General features: G+C 49.1%; 12 protein-coding genes and 6 tRNA genes. 6 read left to right on the forward strand and 12 right to left on the reverse strand.

Annotated features, from left to right (window positions below; all coding sequences use genetic code 11):
- The first annotated feature begins 22 nt into the window (after nt 1-22).
- Genes AB9R92_RS03735 through AB9R92_RS03745 form a run of 3 tightly spaced genes read left to right on the forward strand, consistent with a single transcriptional unit; the run spans nt 23 to nt 1,819 of the window.
- Entirely contained in the window at nt 23-448 is a 426-nt protein-coding gene (locus AB9R92_RS03735) for a disulfide oxidoreductase (RefSeq protein WP_370668170.1), read from the forward strand.
- 1 nt (nt 449) lies between these two features.
- Entirely contained in the window at nt 450-920 is a 471-nt protein-coding gene (locus AB9R92_RS03740; RefSeq protein ID WP_370668171.1) for a thioredoxin family protein, read from the forward strand.
- 56 nt (nt 921-976) lie between these two features.
- The gene (locus AB9R92_RS03745) at nt 977-1,819 is read left to right on the forward strand and encodes an RluA family pseudouridine synthase (protein WP_370668172.1); all 843 of its coding nucleotides are present in this window, start codon (nt 977-979) and stop codon (nt 1,817-1,819) included.
- A gap of 39 nt (nt 1,820-1,858) precedes the next feature.
- On the opposite strand, the gene AB9R92_RS03750 is transcribed toward AB9R92_RS03745, so the two are convergent.
- On the reverse strand, nt 1,859-2,689 hold the full coding sequence (locus AB9R92_RS03750) for an aldo/keto reductase (RefSeq protein WP_370668173.1): 831 nt from the start codon (nt 2,687-2,689) through the stop codon (nt 1,859-1,861).
- A 359-nt stretch (nt 2,690-3,048) separates the two neighbouring features.
- Between AB9R92_RS03750 and AB9R92_RS03755 the strand changes: the two genes are divergently transcribed.
- Complete coding sequence (locus AB9R92_RS03755) at nt 3,049-4,350, forward strand: NCS2 family permease (RefSeq protein WP_370668174.1); 1,302 nt, start codon at nt 3,049-3,051, stop codon at nt 4,348-4,350.
- Nucleotides 4,351-4,439: 89 nt separating this feature from the next.
- On the opposite strand, the gene AB9R92_RS03760 is transcribed toward AB9R92_RS03755, so the two are convergent.
- The 3 genes from AB9R92_RS03760 to queG all read right to left on the reverse strand — a co-directional run bounded on the left by AB9R92_RS03760 (nt 4,440) and on the right by queG (nt 6,699).
- A complete protein-coding gene (locus tag AB9R92_RS03760) occupies nt 4,440-4,748 on the reverse strand; it encodes a hypothetical protein (protein ID WP_101189917.1) in 309 nt (102 codons plus the stop codon).
- Nucleotides 4,749-5,069: 321 nt separating this feature from the next.
- On the reverse strand, nt 5,070-5,543 hold the full coding sequence (gene trmL, locus AB9R92_RS03765; protein ID WP_370668175.1) for a tRNA (uridine(34)/cytosine(34)/5-carboxymethylaminomethyluridine(34)-2'-O)-methyltransferase TrmL: 474 nt from the start codon (nt 5,541-5,543) through the stop codon (nt 5,070-5,072).
- Nucleotides 5,544-5,553: 10 nt separating this feature from the next.
- The gene (queG, locus tag AB9R92_RS03770; RefSeq protein WP_370668176.1) at nt 5,554-6,699 is read right to left on the reverse strand and encodes a tRNA epoxyqueuosine(34) reductase QueG; all 1,146 of its coding nucleotides are present in this window, start codon (nt 6,697-6,699) and stop codon (nt 5,554-5,556) included.
- 65 nt (nt 6,700-6,764) lie between these two features.
- Between queG and AB9R92_RS03775 the strand changes: the two genes are divergently transcribed.
- A complete protein-coding gene (locus tag AB9R92_RS03775) occupies nt 6,765-7,427 on the forward strand; it encodes a B3/B4 domain-containing protein (protein ID WP_370668177.1) in 663 nt (220 codons plus the stop codon).
- Nucleotides 7,428-7,519: 92 nt separating this feature from the next.
- Nucleotides 7,520-8,590 carry a C45 family autoproteolytic acyltransferase/hydrolase gene (locus AB9R92_RS03780; RefSeq protein ID WP_370668178.1) on the forward strand — a complete coding sequence of 357 codons (1,071 nt, stop codon included), beginning with the start codon at nt 7,520-7,522 and terminating at the stop codon, nt 8,588-8,590.
- A 23-nt stretch (nt 8,591-8,613) separates the two neighbouring features.
- Here AB9R92_RS03780 and AB9R92_RS03785 read toward each other — a convergent pair whose 3' ends face one another.
- The 8 genes from AB9R92_RS03785 to AB9R92_RS03820 all read right to left on the reverse strand — a co-directional run bounded on the left by AB9R92_RS03785 (nt 8,614) and on the right by AB9R92_RS03820 (nt 13,492).
- Nucleotides 8,614-9,663: a C45 family autoproteolytic acyltransferase/hydrolase gene (locus AB9R92_RS03785; protein ID WP_370668179.1), complete on the reverse strand. Its 1,050-nt coding sequence runs from the start codon at nt 9,661-9,663 to the stop codon at nt 8,614-8,616.
- A gap of 10 nt (nt 9,664-9,673) precedes the next feature.
- Entirely contained in the window at nt 9,674-12,355 is a 2,682-nt protein-coding gene (locus AB9R92_RS03790; protein ID WP_370668180.1) for a cation-transporting P-type ATPase, read from the reverse strand.
- Between the two features lie 430 nt (nt 12,356-12,785).
- A tRNA-Leu gene (locus tag AB9R92_RS03795) sits at nt 12,786-12,869 on the reverse strand.
- A 214-nt stretch (nt 12,870-13,083) separates the two neighbouring features.
- A tRNA-Leu gene (locus AB9R92_RS03800) sits at nt 13,084-13,167 on the reverse strand.
- Between the two features lie 9 nt (nt 13,168-13,176).
- A tRNA-Cys gene (locus AB9R92_RS03805) sits at nt 13,177-13,250 on the reverse strand.
- A gap of 7 nt (nt 13,251-13,257) precedes the next feature.
- Nucleotides 13,258-13,332, reverse strand: a tRNA-Gly gene (locus tag AB9R92_RS03810).
- 5 nt (nt 13,333-13,337) lie between these two features.
- Nucleotides 13,338-13,409: transfer RNA gene (locus tag AB9R92_RS03815), tRNA-Gln, on the reverse strand.
- Between the two features lie 7 nt (nt 13,410-13,416).
- Nucleotides 13,417-13,492: transfer RNA gene (locus AB9R92_RS03820), tRNA-His, on the reverse strand.
- Nucleotides 13,493-13,494: the final 2 nt, after the last annotated feature.

The raw sequence follows: 13,494 nt of genomic DNA on the forward strand, positions 1-13,494 counted from the left end.
TTCCGGAAAAGAGGATCAAAAGATGACGAAGCGTCAAGAAAACAGTTTGCTGTTCATGTGGGCAGTGTCCCTGGTGGCGACACTTGGCTCGCTATATTTTTCACAAGTGCGCGGATATGTTCCGTGTGAACTGTGCTGGGTGCAGCGTATCTTCATGTATCCCCTCGTCTTTGTGCTTGGCGTCGCCTATGTTCAGAAAAACCCGCGCATCGCATTGACTTCACTTGTATTGTCCGTTGTCGGCGGCTCCGTTTCGCTGTATCATTACGGTATACAGAAACTTAAGTTTTTGTCCGATTCCGCACCGTCATGCGGACAAGTCCCATGTACAGGGGAATATATCAATTACCTCGGATTCATCACCATCCCGTTTCTCGCGCTCATCGCATTCGTATTGATCGCAGGAACGAGTGTTTATCTGTGGAAATCATTGAAGGAGGAACAATAAGATGAAAAAACTGCTGATTATTGCAGGCGTTGTTCTTGCCATCTTTGCCTTGATTGTCTTTTTGACCAATCAGTCGCAAGACGAAAAACTGGCAAACAACCCTTACGGCACGGACGATTTGAATCCTGCCACCATCGATCAGCTCGATGACGAAAACTATCAGAACATCGCATTGCCGGATGAAGTGAATGAACAAATCCAAAGCGGCGATCCGACCACCGTCTATTTCTTCAGCCCGACTTGCCAATACTGCCAGCAAACAACCCCGGTCTTAATGCCGGTCGCAGAGGACATGGATGTTGAAGTGCTTCAATACAATTTGCTTGAGTATGAGCAAGGCTGGGCCGATTATGCACTCGAAGCGACACCGACACTTGTCCATTATGAAAACGGACAGGAAGTCGCACGCTGGACAGGCGCACAGTCAAAAGAGAATATCGAACAATTTTTCCAGGAAGTCGTAAAAAAATAAACCGAAACGGGATCATGTGCCGCGCGCATGATCCCGTTTTTATGGAGGACTGCAAGATGAATTGGACTTACCAAATCCCGGAACAAGACATGACCGTCACGGACTTATTGAAAAACGAATGGGGCCTCGGCAAAAAGACCGTGCACGAACTGCGCATGGCAAAAGGCATCCGCCTGGCCGATGGCACGGAACCGCGCTGGCAGGAACCGCTCGACAAAGGGACAAAACTGACGGTTACCATTCCACAAGCCGAGTCGCCGTACCGCCCGAACACGTCGATCAAACCTGAGATTTTATTTGAAGACGAGCATTTCATCATCGCCAATAAACCAAAAGGGCTCGCCACCCATCCGAACGATAACCACCAGGACGATACATTCATCAACGGCTTGATCGCTTATGTCCAGCAATCCGGCGGTTCGTATATCGAACACATCCACCGGCTTGACCAAGGCACTTCCGGCGTATTGCTGTTGGCCAAACATCCGATCGCCAAAAACGTCATGGACCGGATGGTTGAACAAAAGCTTGTGCAGCGTGAATACGAAGCGCTCGTCAAAGGCCTCGTCCGCGGACAATCCGGGACGCTCGACTTCCCACTCGGCCGCGACCGCCACCATGCGACGCGCCGCCGCGTATCGCCGAGCGGGCAAAGTGCTGTCACCCATTACCAGGTCATCAACCGCGCTGACGGCCGCTCCCTGCTCCATTTGACTTTGGAGACCGGGCGCACGCATCAAATCCGGGCGCACCTGTCCCACGTCAAGCACCCGATCATCGGCGATGAATTGTACGGAGGACCGCCAACCGAAGACGGCGAATACTTCCTTCATGCGTTCCGCATCGCCTTTAAACACCCGTTCACCGGGCAGCAAGTCGACATCGAAGCAAAACAATAACCAAAAAGGCCAGCGAACCCATTCGCTGGCCTTTTTTTATTAAACTTTGATTTCGTCCGGATGGGTGCCGCTCCGCCAATCCTGGTTAAGCGCTGAAATCTGTTTCAGTTCTTCTTCACTTAATTCAAAATCAAACACATCGGCATTTTCAACGATGCGCGACGGCGTCACCGATTTCGGGATGACAATCAAGTCATTCTGGAGATGCCAGCGAATAATGGTCTGCGCGACGGATTTCCCGTACTTTATGCCGATCTTAGACAGCACCGGGTCTTCGAGCAGGCGCCCCCTCGCAAGCGGCGACCAGGAAGTGACCGCAATGTCTTGTGCCGCGCAAAATTCGCGCAGCGGCTCCTGCGTCAATTGCGGATGCAGTTCGATCTGGTTGACCATCGGCTTCGTATTGGCTTTGGCCAAAATTTTCTCCAGATGATGCTGCTGATGATTGGAAACGCCGGCAGCACGGATCAGCTTTTCGTCATACAAGCGCTCGATCGCCCGGTACGTCTCCTCGAACGTATCGGGAATTGCCCAATGCGTCAAATACAGATCCAAATAATCCATATCCAGTCGTTTCAATGATGCTTCGAATGCCCGCAAAGTCTGGTCATAGCCCTGGTCGGTGTTCCACACTTTCGACGTGATGAACAGCTCCTCGCGCGGCACCCCGCCAGCACGGACTGCTTCCCCGACCTCCGCTTCGTTGTCATACACCGCAGCGGTATCGATCGCTTTATAGCCTGTTTGGATCGCTTTTACCATCGCTTCGACCGCTGCTTCCTTGTCGGTCATCTTGTAGACGCCAAGGCCGAAACGCGGCATTTCCACTCCATTATGTAAGGTCTTTGTTGATTCGATCGTCAGATTCATAAGAATTCTCCTCCCGTTCTTTTTCATTGTACAAATTGCCGAAAAAAATTTCGACTATTCCAGCTTGTTGAAAAATTTAAGCGGCCGTAATTTCCGAAGCTTATCGCTCGCTTTTTGCGGGTGGGCATCGAGCGAACGCTTCTCCGAATACTTAGATAAGTCTTTGGTTTTTGAATGCAGAAAAGACAATTCCTTTTAAATTCATAGTGGGTTAATAGGCTTCTTTAACACTTTGAAATTGTCAAAAAGAATTTCGACTATTCGCCATCAGATTGAGAAAAGCTCTTGCATCCGATATTAAAAACGAATATTATTAAACGTGTTGTTTAAAATGTTCGTGTTTATAAGGAGGATATTCCATGTTTCAGTTAAAAGAACACGGAACCGATGTCAGAACCGAGATTACAGCCGGTATGACGACGTTCCTGACGATGGCATATATCGTTATCGTCAACCCGGTGATTTTAGGCGCTGCCGGCGTTCCGTTCGACCAGGTTTTTCTTGCCACCATCATAGCAGCGGTGATCGGTACACTTTGGATGGCACTGCTCGCCAATTACCCCATCGCTATCGCTCCAGGCATGGGGCTTAACGCATATTTCACTTCCATGGTGCTCGCTTCTGACGGCGCCATTGATTATACGACTGCTTTTGCCGCAGTCTTCGTTTCCGGATTGTTGTTTGTCGCGTTGTCTTTGACCTCGATGCGCAAAATCCTCATCGAAGCCATTCCGGAAAACTTAAAACACGCCATCACGGCAGGCATCGGCTTGTTCATCGCCTTCATCGGCATGCGCCTTAGCGGATTGATTGTCGCCAATGAAGCGAATCTCGTCGGGCTTGGGGATCTTACCTCACCACCTGTCGCACTGACCCTCATAGGGCTCGCCATCACACTCGTCTTCATGTCCTTGAACCTGCACGGAGGGATTTTCTTCGGCATGATCGCAACCGGGATCATCGCCTTTTTCACCGGGCAATTGAAATTTGCGGAAGGCTTCATGAAGTTGCCATCGCTTCCCGAAGGCATCATCGTCTGGAATCCCATCGAAGCGTTCCTGCTCGTTGCCGAATTCGGGTTGTACGGCGTCGTATTCTCATTCCTGCTTGTCACTTTGTTCGATACGACCGGCACGATGATCGGTGTCGCAAAACAAGCAGGTCTCATGAAAGACAATAAAATGCCGCGCGTGCGCCAGGCGCTTCTTGCCGATTCGGTCGCCGCCAGTGCAGGTGCTATGGTCGGCACAAGCCCGACAAGCGCTTATGTCGAATCTTCAGCAGGCGTCGCTGCAGGGGGCCGTACGGGGCTTACGACTTTGACCGTCGCCATCCTGTTCATCGCCGCTGCCTTTTTCGGCCCGCTCGTCGGATCTTTGTCAGGCGTCGCCGCCATCACTGCTCCTGCGCTGATCATCGTCGGCAGCTTGATGATCAGCGCCGTTAAGCAAATCGAATGGGAAAAATTCGATGAAGCGTTCCCGGCGTTCCTGATCGTTCTCGCGATGCCGCTCACATCCAGTATCGCAACCGGTATCGCTCTCGGGTTCATCTCTTACCCGCTGATGAAGATCTTCAAAGGCAAATGGAAATCCGTCCATCCGATCCTTTATATTTTCGCTGTGCTGTTCACGATCCAGATCCTCATTGCACCGCATTAAAAAATCCCCTGTACGCTTCGGTGCAGGGGATTTTTTATAGTCATTGAAATTCTCCACAAAAAAGCACCGACTTCTCGGTGTTTTTGCTGTTAAACTCTTGCTGAACGTCCGGACATCGCTGCTGAAAGCAATAGCACGATCGCTGTCAACAAGTGAAGTGCCCAGCCAATCAAAGGAATCCAAGCGAGTGCACTTGTAATGATCCCCAGAATCGAGCCGAACTTCGGCGAATATTCTTTAAAGCAAAAGAACAACGTAATCGCATGCAGCACAAACATGATACCGAGCGGTGCATAGCCTGCAGAAATCACAAATCCACCCCCGATGAACGGAATGGCCAGAAATGCCTCCGCAAGGCCCGTAATCCAAAGCAGTGCAACGGATGTCTTCATTTTCATATCAGTTCATCCCTTCCTTTTGTTCCTACCCCTATATACGCATCACATCCAGAAAAGTTTCAAGTTTTTCGGATGGACGGAAAATGTCCATATTTTCGAGTGGGTTCCATATTTCATTTTTCCCGTTGGTACGCTATACTAAACACAGATGCAAATTTCAAGGAGGTCGTCATTCATGAACTTGATCTTAATCTTGGGGATTTGTGTATCGTTTTTGGTAGCTATCTTCACTGCTGGATACGATGACAAACCAGGCACAGACAAAAGACAATAATGTGAAATGCAAAAGGACAGCGCCCATGCGCTGTCCTTTTTTGTCGTTCATTTCAAATTTGGGAAATCCTGTTGGCGCAGCGCTTCATACATCAGGATCGCCGCCGTGTTCGACAAATTGAGCGAACGGATATGTTCATTCATCGGGATGCGCAAACAACGGTCTAAGTTCGCATCAATCAATTCCCTCGGCAAGCCTTTTGTCTCCTGACCGAAAACGAAGAAATAATCTTCCTCGGTATCCGAGAAATCGAACGAGCTATACGTCTTCGTGCCGAATTTCGTAATGTAATGGTATTTGCCATCAGGATAGGCCGCAAACAACTCATCAAGGCCATCATGGTAATGAATATCCACGTGCTCCCAATAATCGAGCCCCGCCCGTTTGAGCATTTTATCGTCCGTCGAAAACCCGAGCGGCTTGATTAAATGAAGGCTGACGCCTGTGCCCGCACAAGAGCGTGCAATGTTCCCGGTATTCGCCGGAATTAATGGCTGATATAAAACGATGTGTATTCCCAAATCTCTTCACTTATCCTTTCGTTTCTCCAGAAAAGAATGCCAGCCCCTTGGCGATCTCATCCAGCACTTCTTCATCTTTCTCCTGCTGCTGTGTATGCTCCAGCGCTTGCCTTCCCTCATCCGTCCCGATACGGCCGATTGCCCAAGCGGCCGTGCCGCGGATGACCGGGCGCGGGTCCGTGTTCATCAATTCGATCAACGTGGGCACTGCCGATTGTTCCTTGAAATGGGCCAGTGCCAAGATCGCATTGCGCTGAATCGGCTTTTTGCCGCGCCAAGAACCTGACACATGGCCGAATTTCTCTTTGAATTCGCGGTTGGAAATGGTCAATAGCGGTTCTAAAAGCGGCTTGGCAATTTCCGGGTCCGGGTCGAATTCCGGATGGATGCGATTGGCCTTGCGCTTGTTTTTCGGGCACACGGTCTGGCACGTATCGCAGCCGTAGATCCGGTTGCCGATTTTTGAGCGGAACTCATCCGGCAGGAAGCCTTTCGTCTGCGTCAAAAACGAAATGCAGCGCTGGGCATTGAGCTGACCACCCTCGACAATCGCGCCGGTGGGACACGTATCGATGCACAAACGGCAGTCGCCGCACTGGTCTTCCATTGGCTCGTCATATTCAAACGGGATGTTCGTGATCATCTCGCCCAAATAAACATACGAGCCAAATTCTGGCGTGATGATATTAGTATTTTTCGCACTCCATCCGATACCGGCCCGTTCCGCAACTGCCCGGTCAGACAATTCGCCAGTGTCGACCATCGATTTCATGCGCGCCTCCGGATAATGGGCAGCGATAAAGGATTCAAGCAGCGCCAGCCGGTCCCGAAGTGCCGCATGATAGTCCTTGCCCCAGGAAGAACGCGAGAAAATGCCGCGCCTTGCCCCTTTGACGCCCGGCGTCGCTCCTTCCATTTTGGAAGGATAGGCAATCGCAATTGCAATAATACTCACCGGCTCTTCCATTAACAGTTCCGGTCGCGTTCGTTTTTCCACATCCGACTCCTCAAAGCCCGACTGGAAATTCAATTGCTGTTGGCGGATCAAGCGATGCTTTAAATTAAAAAAAGGTTCGGCTGAAGCAAAGCCGATTTTATCAATTCCGATTTCCGCGGCATACGCAACCAGTTGTTGTTGGAATTGATCCAAGTTCATGTCGATAACTCCTTGCCCCAATTTATGGTAAGATGATTCTACTATTCACGGAAAGGATGATTGCTGTGGACTTTCACGTAAACCCTGAAATTAAAGAGATTGTGCCTGATTTCAAAATCGGCATTATTCATTATAACAATATCACCGTTTCGGATTCACCTCAAATGTTAAAAGGCCGCCTCCAGCTGTTTCAGGAACAATTATTCTTCGATATGGACGATAAGGAAATAACGGATTTCCCGGGCCTTCTCGAATGGAGACTCGCCTGGAAAGCGCTCGGAGGCGACCCGAACCGCTACCGCCCTTCTGCAGAAGCCTTGTACCGCAGAGTGCGCAAGCAAAACTATCTGGCCACGGTCAACTCGGCGATCGATATGAACAGTTTCCTATCCCTTCAGTACGAAATTCCGCTCGGTTTATACGATACAGGCCAAATCGAAGGCGATATTGAAATTGCGCTCGGCACGCCCGATGACCGCTATGAAGGCTTGAATAACCGCGATAATACGCTCGATAAAATCATCGTCACCCGCGATGCAAAAGGCGCATTTGGCAGCCCATACGTCGATTCAAAGCGCACTGCTGTAACACAACAAACAACGAATGCGATACATGTGTTCTACCTCCGTCCTTCGATGGATCGCGATAACGCCCTGCAGCTATTGACCGCTGCCGGCAATATGTTCACTGGAATCAACGGCGGCGAAGCGACAAGCTATGTCCTGTAATTGCCTGAAGCGCATGCTTCAGGCATATTCTTTTTATTCTCCCCAAAACTCTAGTATTCTTTTGATACTGAGATAAAAAAGAGGGATGCCACATGAAAAAAGTCCATAGCGACGTCATCCAATTCCGCGGCAGCCATTACGATTTCGGCTACCATCAAGGGGAATTGTTGAGAGATTCACTGCTCCTCCCAAACCGAAAAATACAGCGCAGTGGGAACAGCAAGCAATTATTGGTGGATGAAACGAAAGCCGTTGAAATGCTCGAACGCTTTGCCCCGCGCATCTGGGAAGAAATCGAAGGTTTAGCCGATGCCTTGAAATGGCCATTTTACGACGCCCTGCGCGAATTCGGGGGTTATTATATTGAATATACACGAAGCGGCTGCTCGATTCTCAGCCGCTCCGACTTCCTAGTCCGCAATTACGACAGCTCGCCCCAAGGCTACGAAGGCCGGTTCGCCTTGTATGAACCGACAGACGGCGGCTATGCATCCATCGGGCCGTCCATGCAAATTACCGGACGAACGGACGGGCTTAACGAAAAAGGGCTTGCGATGGGCTATAATTTCATCAACCGCCGCAATTCAGCGGATGGATTTATCTGCAATATGATCGGCCGGCTGATCCTTGAGCATTGCGCATCGATCGAAGAAGCCGTCGATTTATTGAAAGAACTCCCCCACCGCCGCTCATTCAGTTATGTATTGCTGGATAAAAGCGGGCGTTCAGTCGTCGCCGAAACTTCCCCGCGCAATGTCATCGTCCGGGAAGCGGCGGTATCGACAAACCATTTCGAAGTGTTATCGGAAGAAAACCGTTACCAAATCGATGATTCAAAACGCCGCGAGGAAGCGCTTCTGACCCATTCCACCACGTCAAATGACGCATACGCAGCGTTCCGATTATTGAACGACTCGAATCAGGGCGTGTTTTCAACAAAATACAGTACCGCTTCCGGCACTCTGCACACGGCTTCCTATTTTCCAAACAGCTTGGAAGTCGGCTTCGCCATCGGCCCTGACCGCTTGCCGCTCATGTTCGATTTCCAAAAATGGCTTCAAGGCGAGCGCTTGCTAGCAAAACGCATCAACGGGAAAATCGACACCCATTTTCCGTTTCCATATCTTGACGACCTGTCTTCATTGCAGCAAAAAAACGGCTAGAGCACTTACGCTCCAGCCGTTTTTCATTTGAATAAAGCATCGGTATGGGCAAAGCCAATGCCCGTATCAATCTGCCCGTGTACGGATCGATTCCGGACAGGCTTTCCTGCAAGCCATTCCCCAAATTTGAACACTTCAGGATCCTGGTCGCCTCCAAGCGCGAACCACACTTCCTGCTCTTTTGGCAGATAGACAGAAGTATGGATCGTCCCGGCCCAACTCTTATAAAGATCCGAAAACAAGCCGCGGTCCGTATCATTGAACAAGCGATAAGCGCGATACGCTTCCACTGTATCTTCTGCATTCTGTTTGATAACCGACAGTCGTTCGTAAGAATCCTTTAAATAATTGCGGTTCTCGTGCTGCTGGATTTCAAAGTGATTTGTACACGCTGTGGCATCACGCACTGCCACTTTGCGCGGTGTCGCCTCGATAACCTTTGTGGCACCGCTCTTATCGGTTACGACATAGCTAAATGACCCGCGATGAGGAATATCCTTGACCAAAGCGACAGCTTCTTCGATAGTTGAGCAGCTTTCGAGGATGATGCGCCCGATCATATAACATACAAAGCCATCACCTGGGTTTTTACGGTGCATAAAATTATAGCCCATCGCCAAGCCATGCTCGTTCATGCCATCCATACGCCCCAAAATGCGCTGGCTCGGCCCGATAATGGCATTCCCCTCCTCAGGCTGGAACAAGCAAAACCTGCCTTCATACGTCTGCGGATGAAAATCATAATTGCGCACCAAAAAGTCTTCGCCGCTGACGATCGAACAGCCTGACGGCGGCGCATCGATCCGGTAACCACCGAAATCACGGAGTACCTCATCGATTGGCAGCTGGAGGCTGTCTTCAAGGCCTTTCAGCTCCTCCCACAATTTCGGCGCATATTCATTGAACGCCGCTTGCGCTTCTGCCGGATCGATGACAAAACGCGGCCGTTTGCTTTTCCACTGCCCGCGGCGATTGTGCAGCGTGATCGATTCTTTAAGCGCATTTCCCTGCATCATTCCATAATCATAATGGGTTCCCCTGAATTCAATGATTTCACTATGTATCTTTTTCATAACTCCTCCTTCAACCATGCTTCTTTCGATTTTTTTTTGAGCGCTCTCCATATTTCCCCATCGAGCGCAATAACCATTTTTCAAGCTCCACAATAATAAATACACTGGTCCCGATCAACAATGGCCAAACCCAATATTCGACCCCGATCGGTTCAGTTCCAAGCAGTGTATTCATGAACGGAACATACGTGACCGCAAGCTGCACCAAGATCAAAATTGCCGATACAATAAAAGCCGCTTTATTGGAAAAGAAATCACGGTTCAACGCAAAGCGCCGCTCATTCCGGCAGTTGAACATATAGAACAGCTGAGAAATGACCAATGCTTGGAGAGTCATCGTCTGCAAGGTGCCTTGGTCATACCCTCTCGCTTCCAGCACGCTGTTCATCCACAAAATACCACCGCCGATAATCGTTGAAGCAAAAACGATGCGGAAAATATAATAGCCGCTGAGTAAAGGGCTATTCGCTCTCCGCGGCGGTCGTTCCATCGTTCCGGGCTCCAGCTTCTCAAACGCAATCGCCAAAGAGATCGTTACCGCTGTAATCATGTTGACCCATAAAATCTGTACGGGGGTTAAGGGAATCGTAGTGCCAAAAAGGATACTGACAAAAATGAGCAGCCCTTCCGACACGTTTGTCGGCAAAATGAACAGGATCGTTTTTTTCAAATTATCATATACTCGGCGTCCCTCTTTCACGGCATTCACAATCGTGCTGAAATTATCGTCTACTAGCACCATTTCAGCAGCTTCTTTCGAGACTTCAGTTCCTTTGATTCCCATAGCAATGCCGATATCCGCTCGCTTCAATGCAGGGGCATCATTAACCCCGTCTCCCGTCATTGCACATACCTGGCTCTGGGCTTGGAGAGCTTCTACCAATTGCAGTTTATTCGTCGGGCTGGTACGAGCAAAGATATCGTATTCCATGGCTGTCTTCTCTAACTGCCGGGTGTTCAACCCATCCAATTCCCGTCCTTCGATTGCTTTCTGGCCATTACCGATTCCAAGCTTGGCTCCGATCGCCACCGCAGTCTCCTTATGGTCTCCGGTAATCATTTTCACCCGTATTCCGGCCTGTTTGCATTGTTCAATCGACTCGATTACTTCTTCACGCGGTGGATCAATAATACCCGCAAGCCCCAAAAACTCAAAACCACTCTCCATATCTTCGTGGCCTATGGATTCTAGCTGTGGATCCACCTGCTTGACAGCTGCCCCCAGGAGCCTCTCACCACGTTTTGCATGTTCGGCAATCTTCACCTCCCATTCAAGCCGCTTTTCCTCTGGAATCATCGCCAATAGCTTTTCAGGGGCCCCTTTGGCATAAATCCATTTACTTCCCTGTTCCTCAACCAATGCCGCCATATACTTATAGGAAGAATCGAAGGGAATTTTCGAACGAACCGGCAGCTTTTCGATATCTTGATCCGCCTTTTCGGCAAGCGTCAGCAGACATCCTTCTGTGGCTCCTCCACTGATCGTCCACCTCCCTTTCGTGTCCTTAAGTAATTCGGCATCATTGACCGTTTTCACACAGGCCAGAAACTTCATTAACTGCGGCTGTTCGGCTATATAAACCCTTTTTCCATTTTGCTCTAGAATTCCTACAGGCGAATAGCCTATCCCACTGGCTTGAATCTCCCCGTCCGACAAAATCACCGAAGTTACGGTCATTTCATTCTTAGTTAAAGTTCCTGTTTTATCCGAACAAATTACCGTTACGGCCCCTAGAGTCTCAACTGAGGGGAGGTTTCGGACTATGGCATTTTTTCCAGCCATGGTCTGAACCCCCAAAGCTAAAATAATGGATAGCACAGCCGGCAAACCTTCCGGAATCGCAGCCACTGTCAACCCAATGATTGCTAGCAATAACTCAGCTGTGGCGTAATCATGGAACCAATATCCGATAAAGAACATGCCGATTGCACACAGCACAATAATCACCGATATCAGTTTTCCGAACTGGGCGGTTTGTTTCAACAAAGGGGTCTGTAATTTTTCGACCGATTCCATTGCCCTGCTAATCTTACCGAGTTCAGTATATCCCCCTGTAGCTGTGACAATAGCGATTCCTGAACCTGACGCGATGGATGTGCCTGCAAACACCATATTAGTTCGATCACCAAGTACAGTGTCGCTTGGAAGCTGACCAACCTGTTTGTCGACAGCTTCTGACTCGCCCGTTAAAGATGATTCCTCAGCCTGTAAATTCGATACTTCTACGAGACGCATATCCGCTGGTACTTTATCGCCCGCTCTCAAAAAAACAAGATCTCCAGGCACCAATTCTGTCGCTGGAATTTCCACCCGTCTACCAGAACGCAGAACCGCCGCTTTGACTGATAACATATTACGAATACTGTCCAATGCTTTCTCAGCTTTATTCTGCTGAATGTAGCCAATTGCTGCATTAATGACCACCACTGCTAAAATAACGGCTGTATCAATGTAATGTCCCAGAACTACTGTGATGAGCGCCGCTGCCAACAGAACGTAAATCAGCACATCGTTGAAATGCTTAAGGAATTTTATAATGGCGGGCGGGCGTTTTTCTTCAGGCAGTTCATTATGTCCCCATACTTCAAGTCTCTTGACAGCTTCTTCGTCACTCAAGCCTTCTCCTAAACGTACCGACTGCTTATCAAGCACCTTCCAAACCACTTCATCAAACCACTGCTCTTCAGCCATATTTTCACCCCTGCCAAGATCATGATTTTGATTATTATAACACGCAAAGTTTAGGCTTCCCCACTTTTCACACAGCAGATTTCAATATTCAAAATAAAGATAGTTTCCAATAGAAGCTGCCTTCCTTAAAATACGGATGAAGGGAATCGAACTTCCACGGTGTCTCGGCAACTAGACTTTGAACCTAGCATGTCCGCCAATTTCGCCACATCCGCTTCGGCAACAGAAAGCACGAATATTTATTAGTCACATTTTCAAGAAATTTTTCTGCTTTTTCAAACAAGCTTAAAGCCCATACATTGAGAACGCTAACCAATCCATTGCATTACCGATTCTTTTGAAAACCACAGAAATTTTTCTGCAACAAAAAAGCCCTGACATAGTCAGGGCTTAAAAGTATACATCACTTGGCAGAGTGATGATCATTTGATACCGGCGGTCGGGGTCGAACCGACACTCCCGTGAAGGAACGGGATTTTGAGTCCCGCGCGTCTGCCAATTCCGCCACGCCGGCAAAATTGAATCCAGAAGCAATTATTCACTGCTTTCAGGAACATTTATTATTATATTAGTAAACCGATTATTTTGCAAGGGATATTCGCTATTTCTTTTAAAAATTTCTTTATTATGATGAACTTATAATTACTTATCTAAAAAAAGAAAAAAGCCCCGACTTTAACAGTCAGAGCTTTAAACTTTCACCACTTGGCAGAGTGATGATCATTTGATACCGGCGGTCGGGGTCGAACCGACACTCCCGTGAAGGAACGGGATTTTGAGTCCCGCGCGTCTGCCAATTCCGCCACGCCGGCAAAATATTTTGGAGGCGGCAACCGGACTCGAACCGGTGGTAAGGGTGTTGCAGACCCATGCCTTACCGCTTGGCTATGCCGCCTAAATAATGGAGCGGAAGACGGGGGTCGAACCCGCGACCTCCACCTTGGCAAGGTGGCGTTCTACCACTGAACTACTTCCGCAAAAGCTGGGGTACCTGGATTCGAACCAGGGCATGACGGGATCAAAACCCGTTGCCTTACCGCTTGGCTATACCCCAATAATACTGGGGCGGACGAGGGGAATTGAACCCCCGAGTGCCGGAATCACAATCCGGTGCGTTAACCACTTCGCCACGACCGCCA

This window comes from Planococcus sp. SSTMD024 (genome assembly GCF_041320495.1).
Lineage (GTDB): Bacteria > Bacillota > Bacilli > Bacillales_A > Planococcaceae > Planococcus.

Bases quoted from the DNA above. Each gene is read 5' to 3' on its own strand.
- AB9R92_RS03735 (WP_370668170.1), top strand. From the start codon at position 23: ATGACGAAGCGTCAAGAAAACAGTTTGCTGTTCATGTGGGCAGTGTCC.
- AB9R92_RS03740 (WP_370668171.1), top strand. From the start codon at position 450: ATGAAAAAACTGCTGATTATTGCAGGCGTTGTTCTTGCCATCTTTGCC.
- AB9R92_RS03745 (WP_370668172.1), top strand. From the start codon at position 977: ATGAATTGGACTTACCAAATCCCGGAACAAGACATGACCGTCACGGAC.
- AB9R92_RS03750 (WP_370668173.1), bottom strand. From the start codon at position 2,689: ATGAATCTGACGATCGAATCAACAAAGACCTTACATAATGGAGTGGAA.
- AB9R92_RS03755 (WP_370668174.1), top strand. From the start codon at position 3,049: ATGTTTCAGTTAAAAGAACACGGAACCGATGTCAGAACCGAGATTACA.
- AB9R92_RS03760 (WP_101189917.1), bottom strand. From the start codon at position 4,748: ATGAAAATGAAGACATCCGTTGCACTGCTTTGGATTACGGGCCTTGCG.
- queG (WP_370668176.1), bottom strand. From the start codon at position 6,699: ATGAACTTGGATCAATTCCAACAACAACTGGTTGCGTATGCCGCGGAA.
- AB9R92_RS03780 (WP_370668178.1), top strand. From the start codon at position 7,520: ATGAAAAAAGTCCATAGCGACGTCATCCAATTCCGCGGCAGCCATTAC.
- AB9R92_RS03785 (WP_370668179.1), bottom strand. From the start codon at position 9,663: ATGAAAAAGATACATAGTGAAATCATTGAATTCAGGGGAACCCATTAT.
- AB9R92_RS03790 (WP_370668180.1), bottom strand. From the start codon at position 12,355: ATGGCTGAAGAGCAGTGGTTTGATGAAGTGGTTTGGAAGGTGCTTGAT.